The sequence below is a fragment of the Streptomyces sp. NPDC047022 genome, assembly GCF_040644155.1.
In the GTDB taxonomy this organism is placed as follows: Bacteria; Actinomycetota; Actinomycetes; order Streptomycetales; family Streptomycetaceae; genus Streptomyces.
The window spans coordinates 1-21,095 of the sequence record NZ_JBEYVV010000014.1 but is presented as its reverse complement, the minus strand read 5'-3'; the positions used below and the strand labels follow the sequence as shown (position 1 = coordinate 21,095).

The window sequence follows — 21,095 nt, the reverse complement described above, 5'->3', positions numbered from 1 at the left end:
CACTTTCCTGCTCGGTCAACGTAACTCTAGCTGCCGCCTCGTGACACCACGGATTCATGCTGACTCGTTCAGATCCGCGCTGGCTTCTCGGCACATACGCGCAGGTAACAACGTGTTACCTGCTTCACATTCGATCCCGGGAATGGATTCGGAGCAGTTACCTGTTCGGACAGGTGATTTACTTGTTCGGACAGGCATTCGCCGGTGCGGGCCCCATGTGCCCGGATCGTGCGGCATCACTCATCCCGAGGAAGACAGACCATGACCACTGCTTTCGAGCCGATCGTCCTGGGCGGTAAGCGCCTCGCGAACCGCGTCGCCATGGCGCCGATGACCCGCAGCCGTGCCTTCGGTCCCGGCGCCGAGCCGACGGAGCTGATGGCGACGTACTACGCCCAGCGCGCCGGCGCCGGGCTGATCGTCACGGAGGGCATCCAGCCCTCCCCGGTCGGCCAGGGCTACCCCGACACCCCCGGCCTGCACACGCCCGGCCAGGTGCGGGCATGGCGCGCGGTGACCGACGCCGTGCACCGCGAGGGCGGCGTGATCTTCGCCCAGCTGATGCACACCGGGCGGATCGGCCACCCCAGCCTGCTGCCCGAGGATCTGGTCCCCGTGGGCCCGTCGGCGGTGGCCGCCGAGGGCCGGGTCTTCACCCACGAGGGCCCGAAGGACTTCGTGACGCCCAGGGAGCTGAGCGAGGCGGAGATCCTGCGGACGATCGACGACTTCGCCACCGCGGCCCGGGGTGCCATCGAGGCCGGGTTCGACGGCGTGGAGATCCACGGCGCCAACGGCTACCTGATCCACCAGTTCCTCGCGCCCAACGCCAACCGGCGCACCGACGCCTGGGGCGGCGGCGTCGAGGGCCGCATCCGCTTCGCCGTCGAGGTCACCGCCGCCGTGGCGGATGCGATCGGCGGCCACCGGGTCGGCCTGCGGGTCTCCCCCGGAAACGTGTACAACGACATCGCCGAGGACGACCTGGCCGAGGTCTACGGGGCACTGCTGGACCGCGTCTCGGGCCTGGGACTGGCCTACCTGCACGTGATGGAGGGCCCGGACCGGGACCTGACCGCGCGGCTGCGGGGGACCTGGCCCGGCTCGTTCGTCCTCAACCCGTTCACGTACCCCGAGACCACCGGGCCCGACGCGCTGAAGCTGATCGAGGACGGAAGCGCGGACATGGTGGCCTACGGGGCCCTGTTCCTGGCCAATCCCGACCTGCCCCGGCGTCTTGCCGAGGGCGGCCCGTTCAACACCCCGGACCAGTCCACCTTCTACGGCGGCGATCACCGCGGCTACACCGACTACCCCACCCTCACGGCCTGAGTTCAGAGCAAGGAGTTCCCGATGTCCAAAGCAATCACCTTCTCCGAGTACGGCGCACCCGAGGTGCTGCGGCTGTCGGAGGTCACCACTCCGGAGCCAGGTCCGGGCCAGGTGCGGATCCGGGTGCGGGCCGCCTCGGTGAACCCCTTCGACATGAAGTTCCGGTCCGGTCTGATGGCCGGGGCCGTCCCCGCCCGCTTCCCCGTGATCCCCGGCCTGGACGCGGCCGGTGTCGTCGATGCCGTCGGCGAGGGAGCCGACGCGGCCGTGGGCGACGAGGTCCTCGGCTCCACCGTCGGCGGCGGCTACGGCGAGTACGCGCTGCTCGACCGGCCGGTGGCCAAGCCCGGGTCCCTGTCGTGGGAGACCGCCGCCTCGCTGGTCACGGTCGGCCGGACCGCGGCCCGTGTCCTCGAGCAGCTCGGCGTGCGCACGGGCCAGACCCTGCTCATCCACGGCGCGGGCGGCAGCGTGGGCACCGTCGCGGTGCAGTTGGCCGCCGCCCGTGGCATCACCGTCATCGGAACCGCGGGCGAGCACGACCTGGAGCGCGTCACCGCGCTCGGAGCCACCGCGGTCCGCTACGGCGAGGGCTGGGCGGAGCGTGTGAAGGCGGAGGCCGCCCAGGGAGTCGACCACGTCTTCGACGCCTCCGGCGCCGGGGTGCTCGCCGACTCCGTCGCCCTGACCGGGGACAGTTCTCGCGTCATCACCATCGCCGACATGTCCGCGGCGCAGCACGACGTCCGCTTCAGCGCCGGCGGTGCCGCCGACGAGGCCGGGGAATCCCTGCCGGAACTGGTGCGACTGGCCGCCGCCGGACAGCTCACGGTGCCGGTCTGGCGCACCTACCCCCTGGCGGAAGCGGCTCAGGCGCACACCGACCTGGAGGCCCACCGCAACCGCGGCAAGGCCGTCCTGCTCCCCTGACCCCCCTATGCCGCCGCCTCGCCTTCCAGAGTGGGCGAGGCGGCCCCGGGCCGCAGCCGGCACCCCGGCCGGCTGCGGCCCACCCGCCGGATGCCTGGCTGCGAGAACTCCTGGACGCCGGGCTCATCACCCATGACCAGCTCCCGCCCGGGCCCGCCACCTACACGCTCACGGCCGACGGCCGGGACCTGCTGCCCGCCCTGGAGCAGATCTGCTCCTGGTCCCGGCACCGCACCCGCTGACGCCGTTACCTGTTCGAAGAGGAGAACCCCAATGTCCGCACGCACCCTGCCCGAAGCCACCTTCGCCCGCACCGTCCTGGGCTCCGGCCCCGGGCTTGCCCTCGCCCATGGCGCGGGCAGCAGCATCGAGCAGACCTACGGCCCGATCCTCGAGGGCCTGGCCGCCCACCACAAGGTCGTCGGCGTCGACTACCCCGGCAGCGGCGAGACCCCCCGTTCCCCCACGCCGCTGTCGCTGGACGACCTGGCCGACCAGCTCGTCGCCGCCGCCGTCGCCGAGGGGCTGGAGACCTTCGCGGTGTCCGGTTACTCCCTCGGCGGCCCGGTCGCCGTCCGCGCGGCGGCCCGCCACCCGGAGCGCGTCACCGCCTTGGTGCTTACCGCGACCCTCCCGCACCATGACAACCGGCTCGCGCTCGCCCTGCCCATCTGGCGCAAGCTGGCCGAGACGGACCACGAACTGCTGGCCCAGTTCCTGGTGATGATGGCCATGGGCGCCGACGCGCTGGATGCCGTGTCGCAGGAGCAGCTCGAGCAGGCCGTGGGATTCACCGCCGCCGGCATCGCCGAAGGCACCCCCGAGCATGCCGAACTCGCCGCCCGGGTCGACGTCCGCGACGACCTCGCGGGCATCCAGGCATCGACCCTGGTCATCTCCACCACCCAGGACTGGTTCACCTCCACCCGACTGCACCACCAGATCGCCGACACCATCCCCAGCGCCCGGCTCGTGGAGATCCCCACCGGTCATCTGCCTATGGTGGAACGCCCCGAGGAATGGCTGGGGCTCATCAGCGACTTCGTCGACCAGCACAGCGTCTGAGCACAAGGCCGCGTGGGGCCGGACCCGTAAACAGCGGTCCGGCCCCACGCGCGCGCCGAGTGCCTTACGCCGGCAAGCGGACGGTGAACGTCGTAGAACCGGGTCCGCTCTCCAGGCTCACGCTCCCCCCATGCGCCTCCGCCACCGCCGCCACGATCGACAGGCCCAGGCCGGCCCCGCCGCCGGAGGCGTTCGGATGGCGGCGGTGCTCGGCCCTGGTGAAGCGTTCGAAGACACCCGGCCGGACGTCTTCGGGGACACCTGGGCCGTCGTCGTGGACCGAGAGCACCGCGAAGTCGGCGTCGGCTTCCAGGGTCACCGTCACCTTGGTGCCCACCGGCGTGTGCACACGCGCGTTGGCCATCAGGTTGGCCAGCACCTGCTGGAGACGGTGGGCGTCCCCCTGGACCGTCACCGGGTCCTCGGGCAGGTCGAGGGTCCAGCTGTGGTCGGGACCGGCGGCGCGGGCGTCCGTGACCGCGTCAAGGACCAGGCGGGTGAGGTCCACCGGGCCGCGCTCCAGAGGGCGGCCGGCGTCGAGGCGGGCGAGCAGGAGCAGGTCGTCGACCATCTCCCCCATCCGGGCGGACTCGGCCGCGATGCGGTGCAGGGCGCGCGTGATCTCGGGTGGTACCGGGCCCGGGTGGAGGAGTGCCAGTTCGGCGTGACCGCGGACCGAGGCGAGCGGGGTGCGCAGCTCGTGGCTGGCGTCGGCGGCGAAGCGGCGCAGCCGTTCCTCGCTGGCGTGGCGTTTGGTCAGGGCGTCCTCGACATGGCCCAGCATGCGGTTGAAGGCCCTGGCGACCCGGCCGACCTCGCCGTGCGGGTCGGATTGCGGCGCGCGGGGCGGCAGGACCACCTCTCCGCTGGCCAGCGGCAGTTCACTGACCCGGGCGGCGGTGGCGGCGACCCGGCTGAGCGGCCGTAGCGACCACCGCACCCACAAGGCCCCGGCCACACCGGTCGCCACCAGTGCCAGGCCGAAGACGCTCGCGGCGACCAGTTCCAGGCGGTGCACCGTGGCCTGGACCGGTTCCAGCGGCAGACCGACGATCAGCACGTCCCCGTCCCGGCCGGCGGAGGCGGCGACCCGGTAGTCGCCCAGGGCGGAGAGCCGGACGGTGCGGGCGCCGCCGTCGGACGGCAGCCGGGCCAGGCGCCCGGCGTCCGCCGCGGTCAGGTCGACGTTCAGATCCGCCGCCGGGTCGCCGCCGCGGATCAGTCCCTTGTTGGTGACCGTGCCGTTCAGCAGGCGGGCGCCGAAGGTGCCGGTGGCCATCCGGCGGGTGTCGCCGTACTCGTCCCCGTCGTGGTCGTCCGGCAGCTTGCCGTGGTGTTCCAGGCTCTCCGGGAACCGGGTGCCGGTCTGGGCGAGCTGCTCGTCCAGACGCCGGGTGAGGGAGCCGTTCAGCTCGACCACCGCGGCCAGGCCCACGGCCGCGCAGCTCACCGCGAGCAGCACCACCAGGCCCACGGTGAGCCGGGCACGCAGGGTGCGCGGGCGGGGCAGCCGGCGCACGTCGCTCGAGCGAGGAAGGCGGATCACCGGGGCACCGGCTTCAGTACGTAGCCCGCCCCGCGCACCGTATGGATCATGGGCTCGCGGCCCGCGTCGACCTTCTTGCGCAGATACGAGATGTACAGCTCGACCACGTGCGCCTGGCCGCCGAAGTCGTAGGACCACACCCGGTCCAGGATCTGCGCCTTGCTGAGCACGCGGCGCGGGTTGCTCATGAGGAAGCGGAGCAGCTCGAACTCGGTCGGGGACAGCTCGACCAGTTCGCCGGCCCGGGTCACCTCGCGGGCCTCCTCGTCCATCACCAGGTCGCCCACGATCAGTCGCGGCCCCTGCGCCTGCATGCGTGCCATGCCGGCCCGGCGCAGCAGGCCGCGCAGCCTGGCGACGACCTCCTCCAGGCTGAAGGGCTTGGTGACGTAGTCGTCGCCGCCCGCCGTGATCCCGGCGATACGGTCCTCGACCGCGTCCCGCGCTGTGAGGAAGAGCACACAGACGTCGGGCTTCACCTCGTGCAGGCGGCGCAGCACGGAGAAGCCGTCGGTGTCCGGGAGCATCACGTCCAGGACGACGGCGTCGGGCAGCAGGTCTCGCGCGGCGGTGAGCGCGGAGGCGCCGTCGGCGGCGGCGCGCACCTCCCAGCCCTGGTAGCACAGGGCACCGCTGAGCACCTCCGCGAGGTCGGGATCGTCGTCGACGACGAGGACGCGCAGCGGGGTGCCATCGGGGCGGGTCAGGACCGGGCGGCCGGAACGGGTGGTGTTCATCGCGTGTACCAGCATCACCCGTGCCAGGGGGTGGGTCCTACCGTCGCGGCTCTGAATTTTCTCTGAGCGGACCTCTGAGCGGACCTGTGCGCGGGGCGGCACCGGCCCGTTCAGTGCCGTCTGAGAAGTCCCTGAGATTTCTCTCTCAGGGGCCCGCGCGGGCGCCGGTTCAGAGGTCCCTGAGAGCTTCGGCCCGCACAGTGACCAGGCACGACGAACGACAGGACGGCGACCGAAGGGACGGCGATCGATGGCCACCGTGGATGCCCGGCGGGCGGCTGCCCCGCCCGCGCCCGTACGGCGCTCCCTCGCGAAGGCCGTGCCGTTGGTGCTGTGGGCGGGAGCGGGGGCCGTGGTCGCCCTCTGGTGGGCGGACACCCCGTCCGTGGTCGGCACCGCCGGCTGGCTGACCGGCGCCGGCCGGATCGCCGGACTGCTGTGCGGCTACGCCTGCGCCGTGCTGGTCGGCCTGATGGCGCGGGTGCCGCCGCTGGAGACCCGTGTCGGCTCCGACCGGGTGGCCCGCTGGCACGCGATGGCCGGGCGCTACACGGTCTGCCTGCTCGTCGCGCATGTGGCACTGATCCTTGCCGGGTACGCGGCTCAGGACCGGACCTCGCTGTGGCATGAGACGGTGACCGTCGTCCTGGACTACCCGGACATGCTCAAGGCGACCGTGGGCACGGTCATCCTCCTCGCGGTCGGTGTCACCTCGGCTCGGGCCGTGCGGCGCCGTACCGGCCATGAGTTGTGGTACTACGTCCACCTGCTGACGTACGCGGCCGTCTTCCTCGCCTTCTTCCACCAGCTCACGCTGGGCGACGAGTTCAACGGCAAGCCGGTCGCCACCGCCGCCTGGTACGCGCTGTACCTGGGGGTCATGGCCTTGGTGCTGTGGTTCCGTGTACTCACCCCGGTCCGGCTCAACCGCCGCCACCGGTTGCGCGTGGAGTCGGTCCACCGGGAGGCACCGGGCGTGCACTCGGTCGTCGTACGCGGCCGGCACCTGGACGAAATGGGCGCACGGCCCGGGCAGTTCTTCCGCTGGCGGTTCCTCGGCTCCGGCCTGGGCTGGACGTCGACTCCGTACTCCCTGTCGGCCCCACCGCGCCCGGACCTGATGCGTATCACGGTCAAGGCGCTCGGAGACCACAGCGCGGCCGTCGCGCTGCTCAAGCCCGGCACCCGGGTGTGGGCGGAGGGCCCCTACGGCTCCCTGACAGCCGACCGCGCCACCGGCCGCCGCTCCTTGCTGATCGCCGCCGGTGTCGGCGTCACCCCGCTGCGCGCGCTGTTCGAGACCCTGCCCGGCGAGGTCACGCTGCTGTACCGGGCGCGCGGTGCCGAGGACCTGGCTCTGGGCGGCGAGCTGGAGGCGATCGCGCGCAGGCGTGGGGCGCGGGTGCTGTACGCGCTCAACGGGCCCGGCGGCGAGCGGCCGGACCTCACGGCACGGTCGCTGCGCACGGCCTTTCCGGGGCTGCGCGGGCACGACGTCTACCTCTGCGGCCCGCACGGCTTCGCGCGGGACGTGTACGAGGCACTGCGGGCGGCCGGAGTGCCGGACCGCCGAATCCACCACGAATCGTTCGAGCTGTGAGGCCGCACGCATGCACCCGTTGAAGAAGAACCACCAGCTCCGCCGGATCGTAGTGGCCACTGCCGCCACGGTCAGCGGGATGGTGCTGCTGCTGTCCCTGAAGCCGCACACCGGACCCACGCTTGCGACCGCGGGCACCAAGTCCCCGTCCGTGTCCAGCAGTTCGGCTCCGTCCGGAAAACCCGGCCCGTCCGGAAAACCCGGCCCGTCCGGAAAACCCGGCCCGTCCGGAAAACCCGGCCCGTCCGGTGAACCGAGCACGTCGACCGGCTCCAGGTCCGTCACCGGCGACACCGTCCAGACCCGCTGGGGACCGGTGCAGGTACGGGTGACGATCGAGGGCGGCAGGCTCACGGACGTGACGGCCGTCGACTACCCACAGGACAACCCTCGCGACCAGGAGATCAACGGCTATGCGCTGCCCGCACTGCGGCGCGAGGCACTGGTGGCGCAGAGCGCGGACATCGACATGGTGTCGGGCGCCACGTACACCAGCACGGGCTACAAGCAGTCGCTCCAGTCCGCGCTGGACTCGGCAGGCCTGTGAACACGCCGAGGCGCGTTCAGAGAAAACCCAGAGCTCCCGGTGACTGGCGGAGGCGGGCGTCCACGGCTACACCATTCATGTCATGTTCACGCCGGAAATTCGCATCCGCCGCCGGATTTCCACGATCCGAGGAGTGACCCCCATGAACTTCTCCCCAGCGCTGACGTTACGCGCGGCGCGCCCCTTCGTGCAGGCCCTGTTCCGTGCGGTGACCGGTTTCCTCTTCGCCTGTCACGGCGCGGCGTCCTTGTTCGGCATCCTGGGCGGCGCCCACGGCGGCGGCACGGTACCCCCGCTGCAGTGGCCCGGGTGGTGGGCGGCCGTCATCGAGCTCACGGGTGGAATCCTGGTCGCCCTGGGCCTGTTCACACGAACGGCGGCCGTCATCTGCTCCGGGTCCATGGCCTACGCCTACTTCAGCGTCCACCAGGCGAACGCGCTGTTCCCGATCGACAACGGGGGTGAGCCGGCCGCCATGTTCTGCTGGGCGTTCCTGCTGATCGCCTGCCTCGGACCCGGCGCCTACGCACTCGGGACGCTGATGAGGACGGGCACGGCCACCACGGCGGACGACACCGCGGCGGACGACAGCCCGGCGCCCGTACCCACCTCGTAGTCCTCGGGGCACAGCCCTCGGAGCGCGGGAGCCCCTCGGAGGTCACAAGGGGCTCCCGCGCGTCGCTGCTCGCGAGGCACGAGGCGGGTCCGGGCGGACTGGTGATCAGCCCTTCTCCGCCCCCGTCGCCGTCTTCGAGAAGGAGTCGTGCCAGGCGGCCTTGGCCCCGGAGTCGCCGATCCGGTAGACGTCCACCACCGCGCCTGCCGCGACGGCCAGCGACAGCACGCCCACGACGATCCGCAAGGGCAGGGCGAGCCGGCGCGTGCCGCGACCGTCCTGCTCAGGCTCTGCGGAAGCCCGCCTTCCCGCCCACCACACGACCACGGCCAGCACGAACAGTCCCAGGGCCCAGGGCAGCAGCCCGTCACCCAGTTCGGTGTGCCGCCGCACCAGGGCGTCGTCGTCCACATGCCGTTCCAGCCACTCGCCCGCCTGCGTGGTCAGCGGCACGCTGACGAGGGCGACCAGGGCCAGCAGCGGCAGCAGCGGCCCGAGCCGCCGGGCGGCGCGCGGCCACAGCGCTGCCGACACCAGGACCACTGCGGTGAGCGGTATCAGCACGACGACCAGATGGACCAGCAGGACATGGGCGGGCAAACCGTTGATCAGACTCATCGAGGTACTCCTGTGGGGTGGCGGGGGCGCCAGCGTGGCACGGCGAACTCTCAGATTCCTCTGAGACGTGTGCGACCGGGAGACACCGTGAAGTGGCCTCCTGTCATGCCTCGGACCCTTACTCGGTCCTCGCTCCGGTGAGCCGTTCGGCCACGAGCGCGAGCCAGGCGCTGGGCGCATACGGTGCCGGTGGATCGACCTCCATGCCCAGCTCGGCGACGGCGAGTGCGTAGTCGGACTCGTCGAGGTCGAGCGCGAGGAGTTCGTGCAGCTCCCCGACGAGGCGGGCGACGAGCCGCGGGTCGGTCGTGGTCCGGTAGTCGTCCACGGCCGTCTCGTGGTCGTCGAAGTCGTCCGGCATGTCCTGTGAGAACCAGCCTCCCAGGAGCTGCCCCAGCTCGGGGAAGCGGGCGTGCCACTCCCAGTGGGTGGCGGGGGCGGCCGGGGGCGGGACCTCGCCCTCCTCGATGCTGTGCCGGAGGTGGTCGGCGAGGCAGTACAGCCACTGTTGGATCTCGCCCTCGGGCAGGCCGACATCGGGGATGGCGTAGAACTCCCCGAGCCGCATCCTCAGCCGCCCCGGCGGATTCTCGGCATACTCGCGCAACTGCCGCTCGGCAGCGGCGAGAGCCCACGGGCGGGTGTGCCAGGTGTGCCGCAAGTAGGCGGTCAGGGCCTCGCTGGGCTTGTCCGGGGTGTCATCCGCAGGCTGACCGGCGTAGGCGCGGATCACCTGGTCGAGTTCGCCGAAGCGGCGGTCGTGTTCGAGGGGGCTCAGGGGCACGGTGGCAAGCCTCTACGGGTCGGCTCTACGAGTGGATCTCTACAAGGTGGGTCTCTGCACGCGGATCTGTGCAGCCGGATCTCTAGAGGTAGACGGGGAAAGTGGCGTGGACAGTGAAACCGTGGGGGCGGGAGGCGTCCCGCTTCAGAACGACCCGGGCCGCGCGCACATCGACCGGCTCGCGGCCGGCCAGCATCATCGCCTGCAGCAGCACCCGGCCGACCGGCTCCGGCCGGGACGGCCAGGACGCCTCGATGGTCAGGCGCGCACGCGTCGACTGGGCCAGCCAGCGGTGGATCAACTGCTCGTTGGCGGTGACGACCTGCTGGGTGGCCCACTGGGCTGTCTCGCGGTCGGGGTAGGTGGCGCTCCGCGTGAGCGTCAGGTTCCCGGACCCTGACGCGAAGTCGTCATCCTCGTTGGTTTGACCGGTGGCGTTCATGGCATCCGTTCGGATCGCATCAAGGGAAGGCGTCACATGGAGGGTGGGGATGGGGGAATGTACCCTCACGTGGCGTCGAAGGACCAGAAGATACCGAGCTCCGTGTCCGCCACAGCGATCAGGCCCATGTCCCGATCGTGCTCACTGAAGGGGTCGCATCCGGTAAGGGGCACATAGAAGTCAGGGGCATCACCCGACTCGTATCCGGTATTGGCGAAGAACTCTGTGGTGCGCTCGGGGAAGCGGGACAGGATCACATTCGCCTTGGTCTCGAGTTCTGGTCGCTTGGTCTCGAAGTCGGGCTCCGAGGTGACATCCAGCCAGTTCGTCGACAATGCGACGAGCAGGCGGCCCGCAGAGGCCCGCGGAATTCGTCGCAACCTGGACGGCCAGCCGGGTCCCGGAGCCGCGAAGGGCGCCAGCCAGTCAGACCGCCACTCCTCGTCTCCTTCCCCGTAGAACTCCAGGGACCGCCAGGAGCGCGGATCCGATACTTCCTTGCGCAGCAGCGCAAGCACGTCCAGGGCCCAGTCCTCGTGCGTGCGCGGTCCCACCACGACGATCGTGTACCGCCGCTCGTACATGGTCACTGCGTAGGCCCAGGCTTCGGCATCTGGCGCTGTCATCGGCTCTTCCCGGAAGGGTGGATCGGTCGGCGTCGAAGGCATCACGGAGACTCCAGCCTATTTCTGCTTCTTCTCTGCCCGCGCCGGCTACTTCGGCATGGAGGTGACCACCACGAAGGGCGGGTTCAGACTGCCGTCGTACTTGAGGCGTGTCTGCACGCCGTACGCGTCGGTCACCGGCGTGGGGTGTCCGCCCACCACGACGGAGGTGCGCCCGGTCACCGGCCGGGTGGCCACACCCGGTGCCACGTTCGCTGCCGGGTTCACCGTACCGACCTCGAAGATCTTGCTGGGCGGCTGCGGCGGAGGTCCGGTCGCCAACCAGGCGTCGATGGCACCGCTGTTCTGACGTATGCAGTACTGGGTGTACTTCTGGGCGGAGTCCAGGTTCGCGAAGCTGGAGGCCGCGGGGATCGTGGGCACGCCCGAACCGTTGGCCTGATCACGCAGGCGCTGGAGCAACTGCGCGTCGGTCTTTCCGACGTGCTTGTCGATGGTGTGTCCACCGCCGAGGTCCTCGGCCATCGTCAGGTCGATCGTATATTTGTACGGGAAAGGGTTCTCCCCGTTCAGCAGCTTGTGCTCCTTCTTGAACTCGTTCAACGAGCGGCCTCCGAAGGCCTCGGCTCTGGCCTCCTCCGCGATGAAAGTGGGTGCGCTTCTGAGCGCCTCGTCCAGCTCCCATTCCAATGCGAGAAGCGTGGTGGCGGCGTCACTGAATTTCTGCTGGTAGATATCGACAGCCTTGTCCGCTGCCGCCCGATCCATGTGGCTGCGGAAAGACATCACAAGTTCGCCGATCATAGCGGTGCCCGCGAGTTTGAGGATTTCCAATGGGTCGCGCCCGCTCGTCAAGTCCTCCACCATCCCCTCTGCCGCCTTCTCGGCAAGGTGGGTAGTCGTCTCCCGGCAGGTCTTGGCAACTTGCGCCAGGTCGTCGCAGGTCTTCTGAAGGGTGTCGGCGGTATGGTGCAAGACCTCCAGAATGGGCCGCCGTTGTCCTGGTGGCACGTTTCCCGAGGTCTTCCAGCTGCGGCTGCCCTGCTGCGCGATGTGGCCCTCCGCGTTCCGGCTGCGCCCCCAGGCGGTGGTGCCCCAGATCGACTGGCAGAACGACTTCATCGCGCTCTGCCACTCGTTATTGCCATGCGGATCGGTGATGTAGCTGATGGCGGAGGTGAAATTGTCCCCTGCCTTCAGCGCGGTGCCCCCGGCCGCCCGCCATGCAGTGGCCATTCCCTTGAGGTCGTCCTCCTCGGCGCCCGGGGTTATTTCATGGGTCTTGCCAAGATTCAGCCCGTACTCGATGGCCGGACGGATGACATCGGCCAGGAAGTCCGGAATCTTGCCGAGCGCCCCGGAGATCGCCCATGAGTCGGCGTCCTGGCCGGTCCCGGACCACTTGATGTCGTTGATCTTCCCGTAGTCGGGCTCCTTGTCGATGACGACGGGAGGAGTACGGCGGGGCGGTGGCCCGTACATGCCTCGCGACGACCAGTCCGCGACCTGGTAGTTGTTGGCGGTCAGGGTCAGGCCGACCGCGACGCCGCCGACGCTCACCACGCTGGCCGCCCAGACTTTGATGAACTTCTCGGCGATCTGCATGTACGCCTTGGCGAAGGCGTCGGGTCCGTGCCCGGCGCCCGCAGACTGGCTGTACTCATTCAGGGCCCTGACCAGCTCGGTCGCGCCCTTGTCGTAGTCGAACTGTCCGTCGCGTACCACCGCCGACGAGTAGTACAGGTGCGGCGGCTGCACGTCGAACCCGCCACCGGCGTCGGGTGCCGCCGTCTTCAGCCGGTCCTGTTCTTCCTGGCGTTCGGCGTCGCTGGGACGGTCTGTCATCAGGCGGCCCCCCAGCCACGGAGCACCGCGCGGTGGGCTGCCGCGTAGTTGGCGTGGCCGGTCGTGACATAGGCGTGCAGCCACTTCTGGGCCGCCAGCAGGTCCTGAGCGCAGTGCTCCCAGTCATCCAGCTTCCCGACGAAGACCTCGCGGGTCTCGCCCTTCCAGGACAGTACGACCGGCTCGACACGGTCGTACAACTCCTCCAGCTTGCCGTTGAGCTGCTTGAGGATGTCCTCCAGCTCGGCGGCGGCCTCGTGGAGAGTGGAGAAGGAGACTGCTATGTGTCCGTCGTCGTCGGCGGCGGGCTTGGTCGACATGATCCCCCTTGATGTCGGCAAGTGGCCATTGAGAATCGGCTACTTGGCGTGCGGCTCCGTCAGAAGGAGGCCAGGCTGCTGGCCGGTGGTTCCGGCGCATTGCCCGTCCCGGTGCCGGGTTCGGGCGTGGAGAGCCTGTCGACTTCGCTGTCGATGTCCACCCGGACCCGCCGCATCCGCTCGAGCACCTCGATGTCCTGCTCGCTGAAGCCGTCGCGGCTCAGCCGCACGGCCTCCTCCAGCAGCTTCATCACCTCCCGGATGCGTACGGCGTCCTCGGCCGCCGCCCGGTGGAACTCGCGGTAAGCCGTCGCCGCCGGCCCCCTCCAGCCGGCCTCGATCCGGTCGACGATCGCATCCATACGCTCGACCTGCTTGGTCAGGTGATCCTGCATGTCGCCGAGGTCGCCGGCGAGTTTCGTCAGGTCCTTCGACGACACCTGCAGGTCGGGACCGCCTTTTCCGTCCCTCTTTGCGCCAGGCACGCCCACTCCTTGTCCCCGTTCCCCGTCCGGTCGCGGTCGGCATCTCAAGTCGCCGCAAACACAGGGATCTTACTGAGGTGACTCCGTACAGGCACGGGGGCTACCGGGCGAGGGCCCCGGTTCTTGCATACGAGACAGCGTGTTGCTCTTGCAAGCACGTGGTTGACGTTGAAGGCGGCCCAGAACCGGTGGAGCCGAATCGGCCGGGGGCGCTGCCACGCACACTCGCACGACGCGCCCTGATTCCCACGGGCGGTGGGGCGGATTCAGCCCAGCTCCGCAGCGCCGAGGATCGCGTCGACACCGGTCGGGCAGATCCGGACAGGAATGGACAGCCACCGCTTCTGCCGGACCTGGAAAGTGGACACCGCCCCTCGCCAGACTCGCCCCCATGAACCTCCAACGAACGCAGCCGGGGGAGACGTCAAGCGCTACCCAGGGGCATCGCGAATCCACGCGGACGATGCTGGACACATGGGTCCGGCTCTGGAACGGCGACCTGGCTCGGGCCGCGGTCATCATCGCGCCCGACTTCCGTATCCACGCCGCCCTACTCGACGGCGGAGACGGCAGCAACTTTCGGGGTGCTGACGGCCTGGTGGCCTGGATCAGCCAGACACGTGCGGCCTTCCCGGACCTGCACTTCGACGTCGAAGTCCCCCCGCTGATCGACGGCCACTACGCATCCGTGCGCTGGACGGCCACCGGCACCTACGCCGGCGGCTTCCCCGGCGCCCAGGCCGAACCCGGCACCGTGGTCACCTTCACCGGCACCGACACCCTCCGCATGGAGGACGGCCGATTCGCCGAATACTGGATCAACTCCGACACCCTCGAACTGGTCAGCCAGCTCCAGGTGCAGTGACACACCCCCACCGCGAAGCTGATCCGGGAACCGGAGGAGCGCCGCTCAAGGACGCCGGCCGCCAGTCGTCGACGAAGAAGCCACCTCACCGGCCTCGGACAGCAACTCGCTGCGAACAGCGTCCACCCGGCCACATGCACTGCGGGTCCATCCCCCGACACACCATCGCCCAAGGAACGTCACCATGAAGTTCAGCCAAGCCCGTGACATAACCGCGCTGATCGGCGCCACAGCCGTCTGCGCCGCGCTCGGCACCACCGCTTCCGTCGCACAGCCCGCCGAACAGCGCCTGCCGAAGGCCGTTACGGCCTGGGCCGCCGCCTGGAACGGCACCACCCCCCAAGCGCTCGGCGCTCTGTTCACCACCAGCGGCACCTACACCGACCAGGGAGTGGGCGTCACCTTCCACGGCCGCAAAGAGATCGCCGGCTGGAAGGCCCACTCCGACGACCTCATCGACAACGTCCACGTCACCGTCCGAGCCGCATACCGCGACAGCGGCCACATCACCGTCAAGGCGGTCTACTCCGGCCACCTCAAGGGCGCACCCAAGCCCTTCGCCGTGCCGATGGCCACTCTCCTCGAGCTCGACAACCGCCAGCGGATCACGTCCGACCAGGACTACTACGCTCTCAACGCCGTCCTCGCCCAGTCCGGCCTGCCCGCGGACTGGACCCCGCCCACCCACTGAACGGCGAGGCCTTGAACACCACTGAGCCCCTCTTAGTGTCGCGGCAGGCACCGTTTGCCCGGGCGAACGGTGCCTGCCGCGACACCGGCTCAAGGGCTCGTCGTCACTTGGTGAAGACGAGACTGACGTTGTGTCCGCCGAACCCGAACGAGTTGGCCAGCGCAGCAGACCACCGACCGGTGCGCCGCTCACCGCGTACCACGTCCAGTTCCACGCGCGGGTCGAGTTCATCGAGGTTGCGCGTGGCCGGCACCGTGCCGTCCTTGAGCGCGAACAGAGCGGCCATGGCGCCGACCGTTCCGGACGCGCCCATCATGTGACCCGTCATCGACTTCGTCGCCGTCACCGCAGTGTGGCTGCCGATCACCCGGCCGATCGCCTCGGCCTCCGCCAGGTCGCCAGACTCCGTAGAGGTGGCGTGGGCGTGCACGACCCCGATGTCCGCCGGGGCCAGGTCGGCGTCGCGCAGCGCCAGTTCCATGGCGAAGGCCTGGCCTTCCGCGTCGGAGGCCGTGATGTGGTTCGCGCTCGAAGTCACGGCGCTGCCTGCCAGCGTGCCGTGGGCACGTGCTCCACGGGCTCGGGCGAACTCGGCGCGTTCGAGCACCATCATCCCCGCACCCTCGCCCATGACGAACCCGGACCGCTCGACGTCGAACGGGCGGGACACTGTCTCCGGGTCCACGGACCGCGTCGACAGGGCCTTCATCTGGGCGAATGCCGCGATGGTGAAGGGGTGCAGGCATGCCTCCACCCCACCTGCGAGGACCACGTCCGCCCGCCCGCTGCGGATCAGATCCTGCCCCAGGGCGAGCGCCTCCGCCCCGGACGCACAGGCACTCACCGCAGTCCTGGCGCCTCCCTTCGCGCCCAGGTCCATGCTCACCCAGGCAGCCGGCCCGTTGGGCATCAGCATGGGGACCGCGAACGGCGACAGACGGCGAATCCCGGCGCGTTCGAATGCGTCGTCCTGACCCAGCGTGGTGAGGACACCACCGGTCCCCGTACCGATGACGACGGCGAATCGTTCCGGCTCGACCTGCGGAGCACCGGCGTCCCGCCACGCTTCGCGCGCGCTGAGGATGGCGATCTGCTCACCGCGGTCCAGCTTCCTGGCCTCGGCCCTCGGAAGCAGGGAAGCAGGCTCCACCGTGAGCCCGGCCGCAACGTGTACGGGCAGGTCCGCGGCCCACTCCTCCTCCAGGAAACGCACCCCCGACTTGCCGTCCAGCAGCCCCGACCACGACGACGGCGCATCGGCTCCCAATGGCGTCATCGCACCGACGCCCGTCACCAGCACACGACCGTTACGGGTCACACGAGCCTCCTCGAATTGTGCACATGCTACATAGCGTGACGTGCTCCCATCATGATCATGCCAGCATTCAGAAAGGAAATCAGGGAAGGAGTCGACCGATTCGAAAGCGAGCGATTGTTAAGTTCCAACAATTGGTGAGGTTGGACTCGTGGTGCACCCGCCGCCAGTGGCCGCCGGAGGCTGGACCCGGCCGCCCCATCCGGTGGTAACCCGTTCCCCCATCACGACGGCCAACGACACTCAGCCACGACGGCGGGTCAGTCGACCGGACTGGAGGAACACCATGTCAGTGCTCGAAGACACTCACATCTCCGGGCTGGGACTCCAACACCGGGCGGTTGAACAGCAGCAAGCCGAGGAGGAACAGCCCACCCACGACGAGCAGGCCCACCACGATCAGTACGGGAACGAGCGCCTCGGACGGCGACACCAGCACGAACAGGGACGCGAGCGTCCACACCAGCGCGCAGACCGCGACAGGCAACTCCAACCGCCCGAGGTCGAACGCGCCCTTCTTGCGGTCCAGACGGCGGCGCACCGCCAGGTAGAGGACGATCGTCGCGCCGTAGATGATCGCCGGAAGGATCGTGGACGCCGTGATCAGCTTCAGCAGTGCGGCACCCGGCAGCGCGACCATCAGGACGACGCCCACGACGAGAATCAGCACCGTCGCGGGGACCGGCGTCTGCGTGCGAGGGCTGACTCGACGCATGAGCCTGTGGGCAGGGAAGCGCCCGTCGCGCGACATCGCGAAGACCATCCGTGAGCACGCGGTCATCACCACCGTCCCGGCGCCGAAGAACGCGATCGCAATGGCCACCAGGAGCACTCTCTCCATCGGCGGACCCAGCTGCTCACGCATGATCGTCGCGACGGGCGACTCGCTCGCGGTGATCCGCGGGATGTCCTCGATCGCGATGGTGAGGCAGATCAGGAACACGATCCCCAGTACACCGGCGGCCACGACGGACCCCACGATCGCGCGCGGGACGCTGCGGAAGGGGTCCTTGGCCTCCTCGGCCAGGTTCGCCGCGGAGTCGAAGCCGACAAGCGTGGCGAGGCCCATGATCATCGCGACCATGAGCCCGCCCCCGACGTCGAAGTAGTGCGGGGCCTGCTCGGTGAGGCCGCGCGAGGTGAGGTTGCCGACCGCGCCACGGCCGGTGACCGCCACCGCGATGGCGAGGGCGAGCGCCACCACCACTACCAACGCCAGCTCCAGCCCCACCGCGGTCGTGTTGATCAGGCTGACGATGCGTGTCGAGGCCACGACGATCACGGCTTGGACCAGCAGAATCACCAGGGTGATCGCCCGCGCGGTGTCCTCGCCCGGCTGCATACCCACGAGCGGCATGAACGCCTGGCTCGCGAGCGCGTTGTCGATCGCCACCACCGCGATGGCCAGGTAGCAGAAGCTCAGCCAGCCGAACCCCCACCCGACCTTCGGGTTGGCCAGCCGCGAGGCCCACTGGTACGACGAGCCGCTGAGCGGGATACGTCCCGCGAGCTGCGCCACCACCAGGGCCACCAGCACCTGACCCGCCGTCGCGATAACCCACAGCCAGATCCCCACCGGCCCCGCGTTCTGCAGTACGTCGTCGTAGGTCGAGAAGATGCCGACCGCCACCGAGATGAACGCGAACGAGATCGCGAAGACCTGAAAGGAGCCGAGCGTCCGCTTCAACTCCTGCTGATAACCCCCCAGGGCAGCGGAGTCCTCCCCGCCCTCGGAGCCCGGCGAAGCCGCTTCCGCCACTTCGGCACCCGCCTTCCGCCACGCCCAGTCGGTCGGCACCCGCACCGGCTCTCACGGCCAGGGCGCCGGCTTCCCATCGATGCACTTCTTCGTACATCTAAGGCATATGCACAGCACTTGCGCACCTGGAAGATCAGTACTGCTTCCGCGGCGCGGCAGCGGCGTCCCGGGCGAGAGCGGTGGCACCGGCCGGTGAGGACGCGCAGCCGCGACCGCCCCCAAGCGGCGGTGCATTCGCGCCCCGACCGGTGCTTACCGTCGACTTGCTTCCTGGCGGGCCGCTGCGGCCTCCGGGCCGACAGTCTCAAGGCTCGGTGTGACGGCCTTGCGTTCCTGGATGTGGGCGTAGGCCATCAGGCCGAACAGGACCGCGAGCAGCACGGCCGAGGAGCCCGCGGTGCCGAGGTTCAGTCCGCCCTTGGCGACCGGCTTGGTGAGGAAGTCGCCTGCGGTGGCGCCGAGGGGCCGGGTGAGGACGAAGGCGATCCAGAACAGGAGGACGTTCGGGACGGCGGGCACCTTCATCAGGACGACCAGGGCGGCCAGCACGCTGGACACCAGCGCCGCACCGCCCAGGTAGCCGAGTCCGGAGCTGTCGGACAGGAAGTCGCCCATCGAGGTACCGAGGGTGTTGGAGACGAGGATCGCCGCCCAGAACAGGGCCTCTCCCTTGAAGGTGACGATGTCCCGGATCTGGAACGTCATCCCGCTGATCCTCCAGACGAGGAAGATCGCCAGGAGGATCGAGATCAGGATCGCGGCTCCCTCCGGGTAGCCGAGGCCGAGGCCCTGCGGGCCCCAGCCCAGTGAAGTGGCGCCTCCCGAGAGGTACTTGTCGCTGGCGTCGCGGTTCATGAAGTCGGACATCGTGGTGCCGGCCATGCTGGTCGAGAGGATCACGGTCCAGTAGAAGAACGGACTGTACCGGGAGGACCGTAGCTGCACGACCAGCGTCGCCACGAAGACCAGGAACAGGGCGATCGTGGTGAGGAAATAGCCGAGCTTGAGCGTCTGGGAGAACAGGTCGCCCGCCGTCTCGCCCAGGGTCGTCGCGGCGATCTTCATGACCCAGAACGCCAGCGTGACCTCAGGCAGCTTCTTCATCACAGACTTCGTCGACGTCAAAGGGGTGCTCCTGTGCTCGTGGGGGGGTTGGATCTCCGTTCGACCCTGACGAGGTCGACCTGAACGCGTCCTGGACGTCCGCACCATGGACCTTGTGTCAGTGCGCCCGCTGTGCTTCAGCCGCAACCTTTGCCTCGTCCGCACTTCGCAGAGCAGCCGCCACCTCCAGCTCGAACTCCCGCGCCGGATCCGGCCGAGGCCGAGGATCGTCAGGGCACCGGAAGGCTTCCGGTTCTACGACTTACGGCGGCCGGGCACGCCGTGTTCACGGCGAGCGGGCCGCGCCGAAGGCACCAGAGAGATCTCGGACAAACTTGCCTGTGATTCGAAGTGCCGGGCGGGCCGTCGGCGCGGCTGAAGGTTTGCGCGTAACGGGCGGTCAGGGCGTCGATGATGGGTGCGGCCTCGGCGGAAGCCGGGGGCGATGCCGGCATCGAGCGCGCGGCCGACGCTGTCACGGACTCCTACGGGAGACGTCCGACAAGCTTGACGATCACTCACTGCCGGGGCGGGTCCGGGGTCAGTCGGACGTCTGTCGCAGAACAAGGCAGACGAAGCCCCAGGTGTCCCGGTAGACGCGTAGCCATTCGGAGCGGCGAGTGGTGGCCGTTTCAAGCACGTGCGAACTCTCCGGATCGGCTGGGTGATCCAGGGCCCATGACGCGAGCGACCCCCAGCAGGCCCACTCGTAGTCGTCCAGTTCACCGCGTGTGCTGACGTGCCCGTGGACCGGAGTCCAGCCGTCGGCGACGACACGGTCCACCGTGGTCGCCAGGTCCGTGAAGTTCCCGAGCATCTCGACGGCCTCCTGGGAAGGTTCACGCTCCCAGAAGCCCTCACCGATCAGCACGTGCCCACCTGGAGCAAGATGCTTGCGTGCTGCCGCGAGGGTGGGGAGCAGGCCGCCGAAGGCATACGTCGCCCCGACGCTGAGCACCAGGTCGAACAAGTGCGGGGAGGAGAAGTCCGTGGCTTCCTGGTGGTGGAGAGCGAGACGTTCCTGGACCCCGAGGCCGCTCGCGGCCTGGCGGGCCTGCACCAGGGCATCCCCGGAGATGTCGACTCCCTCTGCTTGCAGCTGCGGGTGCGCAGCCAGCGCGCGAAGCAGCCATTCCCCGCTGCCGCAACCAAGGTCGAGCACGCGCTCGTTGCCGCGCGGGAGGCCGCGTTCCAGCAGCCGGCGCACCGAGTCGTCGTCGAGCGGGGACTTTATCGGGTGGTCGGCATGGGCGATCCCGGAGATCTGTTCACGATTCACCCACGCAGCCTGACAGTGCCACAGGCCATACGCACCTCGATTACTTCTGCGAACTCGAAGGACGAACGGGCTGTTGTCGGAGTACCTGGCAGCGGGGCGGTACTCCCAGGGCGATCGCCGGGGCTCCGTCGGTCCGCCTCCTCCGTCGCGGACCGACGGCCCGTATCTCAGCGCTACTTCCTGTACCGCAATCACACCCGAGGTGGTCAAGCACTTGAGTGGAGAGCGGGAGGAGTGGTGGGCAGCCTCTCTATTGCGACGAGGGCCGCATCATCTCCGAGGCGTCCTCCGCAGTGGGTGAGGAGGTCGAGGCGCAGACGCTGCACGAGGGATTGCGGGGTGGACCGGGCCCACGGTCCGACCTTGCGGGCAAGAGGGTAGAAGGTGCCTTCGCGGTTGCGCGCTTCGATGACGCCGTCGGTGTAGAGCATGAGGGTGTCGCCCGGGATGAAGGCGAAGGTGTCCGTGGTGCCACCGGCCGGCGCCAGGGCGCGCATGCCGAGTGGTGGGGCCGGGTCACGGTTTGCCAGTGCCTGAACGCTTCCGTCGCGGATCAGCAGAGGCGGGGGGTGTCCGCAGTTCACGATCT

General features: G+C 69.4%; 23 protein-coding genes. 8 read left to right on the top strand and 15 right to left on the bottom strand.

Features of this window, described 5'->3' with window-relative positions; genetic code table 11:
* The first annotated feature begins 261 nt into the window (after positions 1-261).
* Both ABZ845_RS16930 and ABZ845_RS16925 read left to right on the top strand, forming a co-directional pair.
* Positions 262-1,332 (top strand): alkene reductase, encoded by a 1,071-nt coding sequence (locus ABZ845_RS16930; RefSeq protein WP_360979552.1) that lies wholly within the window; start codon positions 262-264, stop codon positions 1,330-1,332.
* Positions 1,333-1,353: 21 nt separating this feature from the next.
* Positions 1,354-2,262, top strand: coding sequence for an NADP-dependent oxidoreductase (locus tag ABZ845_RS16925; protein WP_360979549.1), 909 nt, complete (start codon positions 1,354-1,356; stop codon positions 2,260-2,262).
* Positions 2,263-2,267: 5 nt separating this feature from the next.
* On the opposite strand, the gene ABZ845_RS16920 is transcribed toward ABZ845_RS16925, so the two are convergent.
* Positions 2,268-2,396, bottom strand: a complete 129-nt coding sequence (locus ABZ845_RS16920) for a hypothetical protein (RefSeq protein ID WP_360979546.1) — start codon at positions 2,394-2,396, stop codon at positions 2,268-2,270.
* A gap of 139 nt (positions 2,397-2,535) precedes the next feature.
* Here ABZ845_RS16920 and ABZ845_RS16915 point away from each other — a divergent pair, with 139 nt between their 5' ends.
* On the top strand, positions 2,536-3,327 hold the full coding sequence (locus ABZ845_RS16915) for an alpha/beta hydrolase (RefSeq protein ID WP_360979544.1): 792 nt from the start codon (positions 2,536-2,538) through the stop codon (positions 3,325-3,327).
* Positions 3,328-3,391: 64 nt separating this feature from the next.
* Here ABZ845_RS16915 and ABZ845_RS16910 read toward each other — a convergent pair whose 3' ends face one another.
* Both ABZ845_RS16910 and ABZ845_RS16905 read right to left on the bottom strand, forming a co-directional pair.
* Complete coding sequence (locus ABZ845_RS16910; protein ID WP_360979541.1) at positions 3,392-4,873, bottom strand: HAMP domain-containing sensor histidine kinase; 1,482 nt, start codon at positions 4,871-4,873, stop codon at positions 3,392-3,394.
* Positions 4,870-5,610, bottom strand: coding sequence for a response regulator transcription factor (locus ABZ845_RS16905; protein WP_360979538.1), 741 nt, complete (start codon positions 5,608-5,610; stop codon positions 4,870-4,872). Before ABZ845_RS16905 ends, ABZ845_RS16910 begins: the two co-directional genes overlap by 4 nt.
* A gap of 250 nt (positions 5,611-5,860) precedes the next feature.
* On the opposite strand from ABZ845_RS16905, the gene ABZ845_RS16900 reads away from it, so the two are divergent.
* The 3 genes from ABZ845_RS16900 to ABZ845_RS16890 all read left to right on the top strand — a co-directional run bounded on the left by ABZ845_RS16900 (position 5,861) and on the right by ABZ845_RS16890 (position 8,373).
* Positions 5,861-7,210, top strand: coding sequence for a ferric reductase-like transmembrane domain-containing protein (locus tag ABZ845_RS16900; protein ID WP_360979535.1), 1,350 nt, complete (start codon positions 5,861-5,863; stop codon positions 7,208-7,210).
* 10 nt (positions 7,211-7,220) lie between these two features.
* On the top strand, positions 7,221-7,757 hold the full coding sequence (locus ABZ845_RS16895; protein ID WP_360979532.1) for an FMN-binding protein: 537 nt from the start codon (positions 7,221-7,223) through the stop codon (positions 7,755-7,757).
* 142 nt (positions 7,758-7,899) lie between these two features.
* A complete protein-coding gene (locus tag ABZ845_RS16890) occupies positions 7,900-8,373 on the top strand; it encodes a DoxX family protein (RefSeq protein ID WP_360979529.1) in 474 nt (157 codons plus the stop codon).
* 105 nt (positions 8,374-8,478) lie between these two features.
* Here the strand turns inward: ABZ845_RS16890 and ABZ845_RS16885 are convergent, their stop codons facing one another.
* From ABZ845_RS16885 to ABZ845_RS16855, 7 genes are all read right to left on the bottom strand, one after another.
* Positions 8,479-8,991 carry a DUF2231 domain-containing protein gene (locus tag ABZ845_RS16885; protein WP_360979526.1) on the bottom strand — a complete coding sequence of 171 codons (513 nt, stop codon included), beginning with the start codon at positions 8,989-8,991 and terminating at the stop codon, positions 8,479-8,481.
* Positions 8,992-9,109: 118 nt separating this feature from the next.
* Positions 9,110-9,775 carry a contact-dependent growth inhibition system immunity protein gene (locus tag ABZ845_RS16880; protein ID WP_360979523.1) on the bottom strand — a complete coding sequence of 222 codons (666 nt, stop codon included), beginning with the start codon at positions 9,773-9,775 and terminating at the stop codon, positions 9,110-9,112.
* Between the two features lie 82 nt (positions 9,776-9,857).
* Positions 9,858-10,217 carry an RNase A-like domain-containing protein gene (locus ABZ845_RS16875; RefSeq protein ID WP_360979520.1) on the bottom strand — a complete coding sequence of 120 codons (360 nt, stop codon included), beginning with the start codon at positions 10,215-10,217 and terminating at the stop codon, positions 9,858-9,860.
* A gap of 65 nt (positions 10,218-10,282) precedes the next feature.
* On the bottom strand, positions 10,283-10,843 hold the full coding sequence (locus ABZ845_RS16870; RefSeq protein WP_360979517.1) for a hypothetical protein: 561 nt from the start codon (positions 10,841-10,843) through the stop codon (positions 10,283-10,285).
* 87 nt (positions 10,844-10,930) lie between these two features.
* Positions 10,931-12,688, bottom strand: coding sequence for an RNase A-like domain-containing protein (locus ABZ845_RS16865; RefSeq protein WP_360979514.1), 1,758 nt, complete (start codon positions 12,686-12,688; stop codon positions 10,931-10,933).
* Complete coding sequence (locus tag ABZ845_RS16860) at positions 12,688-13,008, bottom strand: WXG100 family type VII secretion target (protein ID WP_360979511.1); 321 nt, start codon at positions 13,006-13,008, stop codon at positions 12,688-12,690. Before ABZ845_RS16860 ends, ABZ845_RS16865 begins: the two co-directional genes overlap by 1 nt.
* A 59-nt stretch (positions 13,009-13,067) precedes the next feature.
* Positions 13,068-13,448: a WXG100 family type VII secretion target gene (locus ABZ845_RS16855; RefSeq protein ID WP_360979508.1), complete on the bottom strand. Its 381-nt coding sequence runs from the start codon at positions 13,446-13,448 to the stop codon at positions 13,068-13,070.
* Between the two features lie 436 nt (positions 13,449-13,884).
* Here ABZ845_RS16855 and ABZ845_RS16850 point away from each other — a divergent pair, with 436 nt between their 5' ends.
* Together ABZ845_RS16850 and ABZ845_RS16845 are read left to right on the top strand one after the other, a co-directional pair.
* Positions 13,885-14,358, top strand: coding sequence for an ester cyclase (locus ABZ845_RS16850; protein ID WP_360979505.1), 474 nt, complete (start codon positions 13,885-13,887; stop codon positions 14,356-14,358).
* 184 nt (positions 14,359-14,542) lie between these two features.
* On the top strand, positions 14,543-15,049 hold the full coding sequence (locus ABZ845_RS16845) for a nuclear transport factor 2 family protein (protein ID WP_360979502.1): 507 nt from the start codon (positions 14,543-14,545) through the stop codon (positions 15,047-15,049).
* Positions 15,050-15,152: 103 nt separating this feature from the next.
* Here the strand turns inward: ABZ845_RS16845 and ABZ845_RS16840 are convergent, their stop codons facing one another.
* The 5 genes from ABZ845_RS16840 to ABZ845_RS16820 form a co-directional block, all read right to left on the bottom strand.
* Entirely contained in the window at positions 15,153-16,367 is a 1,215-nt protein-coding gene (locus tag ABZ845_RS16840) for a beta-ketoacyl-[acyl-carrier-protein] synthase family protein (protein ID WP_360979499.1), read from the bottom strand.
* Positions 16,368-16,653: 286 nt separating this feature from the next.
* Positions 16,654-18,123: an APC family permease gene (locus ABZ845_RS16835; protein WP_360979497.1), complete on the bottom strand. Its 1,470-nt coding sequence runs from the start codon at positions 18,121-18,123 to the stop codon at positions 16,654-16,656.
* A gap of 252 nt (positions 18,124-18,375) precedes the next feature.
* Entirely contained in the window at positions 18,376-19,227 is an 852-nt protein-coding gene (locus ABZ845_RS16830) for a hypothetical protein (protein ID WP_360979494.1), read from the bottom strand.
* A gap of 541 nt (positions 19,228-19,768) precedes the next feature.
* Positions 19,769-20,506: a class I SAM-dependent methyltransferase gene (locus ABZ845_RS16825; RefSeq protein WP_360979491.1), complete on the bottom strand. Its 738-nt coding sequence runs from the start codon at positions 20,504-20,506 to the stop codon at positions 19,769-19,771.
* Between the two features lie 206 nt (positions 20,507-20,712).
* The coding region (locus tag ABZ845_RS16820; protein ID WP_360979488.1) for a PP2C family protein-serine/threonine phosphatase at positions 20,713-21,095 on the bottom strand (383 nt) is incomplete at its 5' end.